This is a genomic window from Cryobacterium sp. 10I1 (assembly GCF_035019805.1).
In the GTDB taxonomy this organism is placed as follows: Bacteria; Actinomycetota; Actinomycetes; order Actinomycetales; family Microbacteriaceae; genus Cryobacterium; species Cryobacterium glucosi.
In genome coordinates this window covers 1-3,069 of the sequence record NZ_JASJVF010000326.1, presented here as the reverse complement: position 1 = coordinate 3,069, position 3,069 = coordinate 1, and the positions used below count along the sequence as shown (strand labels likewise).

The following is a 3,069-nucleotide window of genomic DNA, read 5'->3' as shown; positions in this document are numbered from 1 at the left end:
GGGGAGGTGTGGGGGCGGGCTCAGGCGGGCGACTCCCAGATTTCCAGCTGGATGCCGTCGGGGTCGCGCAGGTAGGCCCACTTGGAACCGATCAGGGCGCCGGAATCGAGAGTGACGGGCGGTGCGTTGAATACCGCGCCCTTCTCGACCAGGTCCCGGTATGCCGCGTCGAGGTCCGACACTTCGAGGCACACATGCGCGCTGCCGACATCACCATTGCTTCGATCGAAGTCGCGCCCCTCCGGGTTGTGGTATTCCTGGAATTCCAGGCGGGTGTTCCCGATCATGATCATCGAGAATGCCAGCGCGGCATCGTTCACCTGGACGCTGCGGGAGAGTGCCTCTCCCGAACCCTCGCTGACGGGACCAGGAGTGAGCCCGAACATTCGCGAGTACCACTCGAAGGAACGCTTCATGTCGCGCACCGTCACTCCGACGTGGTGCACTCCGAGAACCTGGAAGGCCATCTGACTCTCTCCTCTGCGTCCCGCCGCACTGCGGGTCGCTGTCGTCGTGTTGTCACTCGACTCACATTCTGCTGCGTCGGGATCGCTTTGTACAGTGTCACTACACAAGTGTGCACCGATCGCGCACGCCGGATCGCGGGGGGATGGTCCTTCGCGGTGGTCGAGGACGATCCACCTTCCCCAAACCTCGGCGTTGCCGATTCTCGAATCGTTACCGGCAACTACTTGTGAACAGCTCAGGACTTTTGTAAAGTGACGCTCAACACACAGCGCGTGACATCGACGTTGCCCGGTGAGAATTGTTGGGAGAAAGCATGATCGACGCAACGGTGCGTGAACCGGCGAAGCTACTCAGTTCGCGACCTGTCGTCTCCAAGGGATTCGTCACCGTCGGCGTATCCACGGTGCTGCTCTTCGTGGTCTGCGCCCTTGTCGCGCCGACGAGCGTCTCCGGCGGGGCTGTGCTCGGGATGATCCCCTTCGCCGCCGTGCTTGCAATCGTCGGCCTCGGCCAGATGCTGGTCGTGCAGCAGGGCGGAATCGACCTCTCCATCCCCGGCGCCGTGTCGCTCGCCATCGTGATCGTCAGCCACGAGCCGGACGGTGACAACAGCAGGCTGTTGCCCGCGGTCGTTCTGGCGCTGGCCTACGCGATCGGGGCCGGCCTGCTCAATGGCTTCATGGTCGGCCGTCTCGGACTCAACTCGATCATCGCCACCCTGGGAACGAACGCACTGCTCTTCGGGGCCGTCCTGGGCATTTCCGGCGGCACGCCGCGCAGCACGACCAGCCTGCTGGCCGGAATCGCCGGCGGCCTGACCTGGGGCATCCCGAACTCAGCATTCTTCGCTCTCGCCGCGCTGGCGCTCGTGACCGTCATGGTCAAGCGCACGGTAGCCGGGCGGCGTTTCGAAGCCGTCGGGGCGAACCCGCTGACTGCCCGTGCGACGGGCCTGCGCGTGACGATCCATCAGTCGCTGGCTTTCGTGTGGGCCCAGCTGCTGTACTGCCTGGCCGGCATTCTGCTCGCCGGCATCACCAACCAGCCCACTGCCTTCCAGGGCGACGCATACCTGCTCCCGGCGGTCGCGGTCGTCGTGCTTGGCGGCACATCGTTGCTGGGTGGCCGCGGGTATCCCGTCGCCACGGTCATCGCGGCGTTGTTTCTGAGCCAGCTCGACCAGTTCGTGCTGTCACTCGGCGTGCCCTATGCGGTGCGCACCCTCGTGCAGGCGGCGGCGCTCGCCGTCGGCGTGGCGCTGTACACGGTGGACTGGGCGGCATTCCGCCAGAGGTTCATCCGCAGGTCCCCCCGGATCGGCACCCCGGCATGACTGCTACACACCGGGGACAAGGTTTTCGACGGAGCGGTCGAAATAGTGCGACAGAGGCGTCGCTCTCACAATGGAGGAAATCAAACATGAAACGTCCCAAGAGTCTCGCAATGCTCGTCATGTCCCTCGCCGCAGCTTCGCTGGCGCTCGCGGGCTGCAGCGGAACGTCATCGAGCTCGGGCTCCGGCTCGACGGCGGATGCCGGAACTTCTGTGGCAGGAGCACCGTCGTGGTGTGGTCCGAAAAAGATCTCCCTCGGTCTGCTCGACGGCTTCGGCGGAAACAGCTGGCGTCTGGTGACGACGGCGGCCGGTGCCGATGAGGCCAAGCTGTGCCCGAGCGTCACAAGCTACGAATACGCGGACGGCCAGGGCGACACCCAGAAGGCCATCTCGGACATCCAGGGCATGGTCGCCAAGGGTGTCAACGCCCTCGTCGTGTTCCCGGACGCCGGCCAGGCCATGCTGCCCGCCCTGCGCAGCGCATACAAGGCCGGCGTCGTGACCGTTCCCTACCGGGTCGACCCGGGCGGCAAGGACGGCGTGGACTACGACGCCTGGATCGGCGCGGACTTCGTGACCGATGGCAAGAACTGGGGTAACTGGCTCAAGACCAACCTCCCCGACGGCGGCAACATCCTCTTCATCAGCGGGCCGAAGGGCAACAGCCAGGCCGTCGACGAGCTGACGGGCATGAAGTCGGTCATCACCGACCCGAAGTACGTCTTCATCGGCGAGACGCCCGAGGTCACCAACTGGGACCCGGCACTCACCCAGCAGGTACTCACAGCGGACATCGCGAAGTACCCGAAGATCGACGCCATCGTCTCGGACTTCGGCCCGTCGCTCGTGGGCGCCCTTCCGGCCTTCGCGAAGAGCGGGCGTTCCGTGCCGGCCATCGTCACCTCTGACGGAAACTCCCTCGGTTGCTTCTACACGGACAACAGCGCGGCCAACCCGGACTTCAAGCTGATGACGGTCGCCACCGGAAACGACAACGTGCGACTCGCCGTCGACTACGCGGTCGCGAAGGCGACCGGTGGCGTGCTCCCGACCGACACGGTCTTCAAGGCCCCGGCCTTCGAAGACTCCGTGAGCGGAAAGCCGAGCACCGTGCAGTGCAAGAAGGACCTGCCCGGCGACATCTACCTCTCGGCGAAGATGTCGCCTGAGGACCAGGCGGCCCTGCTGAAGAAGTAGGTCAACCGGTGCCGGCCGGGGGGGGGGGGGGGGGGGGGGGGGGGGGGGGCCCCCCCGCGGGGGGGGGGG

Annotated in this window: 3 protein-coding genes; 2 read left to right on the top strand and 1 reads right to left on the bottom strand. The window is 65.9% G+C overall.

The window, feature by feature from the left end; genetic code table 11:
* Window positions 1-20 precede the first annotated feature (20 nt).
* On the bottom strand, window positions 21-467 hold the full coding sequence (locus QN345_RS17380; RefSeq protein ID WP_323508961.1) for a VOC family protein: 447 nt from the start codon (window positions 465-467) through the stop codon (window positions 21-23).
* A gap of 314 nt (window positions 468-781) precedes the next feature.
* On the opposite strand from QN345_RS17380, the gene QN345_RS17375 reads away from it, so the two are divergent.
* Together QN345_RS17375 and QN345_RS17370 are read left to right on the top strand one after the other, a co-directional pair.
* Window positions 782-1,801, top strand: coding sequence for an ABC transporter permease (locus tag QN345_RS17375; protein ID WP_134449133.1), 1,020 nt, complete (start codon window positions 782-784; stop codon window positions 1,799-1,801).
* 86 nt (window positions 1,802-1,887) lie between these two features.
* Window positions 1,888-3,000, top strand: coding sequence for a substrate-binding domain-containing protein (locus QN345_RS17370; RefSeq protein ID WP_134558326.1), 1,113 nt, complete (start codon window positions 1,888-1,890; stop codon window positions 2,998-3,000).
* Window positions 3,001-3,069 lie beyond the last annotated feature (69 nt).

Coding starts and splice junctions, on each gene's coding strand:
- QN345_RS17380 (WP_323508961.1), bottom strand. CDS start 467: ATGGCCTTCCAGGTTCTCGGAGTGCACCACGTCGGAGTGACGGTGCGC.
- QN345_RS17375 (WP_134449133.1), top strand. CDS start 782: ATGATCGACGCAACGGTGCGTGAACCGGCGAAGCTACTCAGTTCGCGA.
- QN345_RS17370 (WP_134558326.1), top strand. CDS start 1,888: ATGAAACGTCCCAAGAGTCTCGCAATGCTCGTCATGTCCCTCGCCGCA.